At 40.4% G+C, this 634-nt stretch carries 1 pseudogene; it reads right to left on the minus strand.

Annotated elements, in window-relative coordinates:
- Positions 1-634: pseudogene (locus tag ACFINR_RS09555) on the minus strand (autotransporter outer membrane beta-barrel domain-containing protein); the annotation flags it as partial.

Below are 634 nucleotides of genomic sequence, written 5' to 3' on the forward strand. Positions count from 1 at the left end.
ATCAATATCACGCGCCTGATTAAACTGAAGATGCTGATAAACAACCTGAATCTGCGGATCAAAAACAACACCTTTATACCCTGTTGCAAACGTTCTGCCACTCGTTAAAGAACCGCTAAACTGTTTACCCTTGGCAATAGCTTTTACCCCGTGCTCGTGTCAAAACATCACCCTTAAAAAGGCCATACGATAACACCCCATCCATATAAAAACCGGTATCATGCTGCAAACTTCCATAAGCCCCAACAGACCATTTATTAAATGCGCTTTTTTTGCTTTGTTCAACATCCTGAGGGTGTAGAGAAAGATTTCCATAGTTCCCCAAAACTCCAAAGAATGTACGACCATATAAACTCTCAATCTCGTTTAACAAAACACCTGCTTGAAATGCATTATAATCGAGCTCAGCACCATAACCATATTCAAAAGCAGATAAATTGGAAGCATAGTGATGGCTCCCCCCATAAGCACGCAGAAAAAAGGCTGTCTTTTTATCATCTTTCCCAAAGGAATGAAAAGCATTCCGCATTGTCTCTAACGTCTTATTTTGCGTGGTCATATCCACTAAACCAGCATGAAATAAGGCATTTGGCAAAAGAAGATAAGTTGGAACCTGTGGAACAACCGCTCTAAT

This window comes from Bartonella sp. AP19HLJMH, assembly GCF_042196245.1.
Lineage (GTDB): Bacteria > Pseudomonadota > Alphaproteobacteria > Rhizobiales > Rhizobiaceae > Bartonella.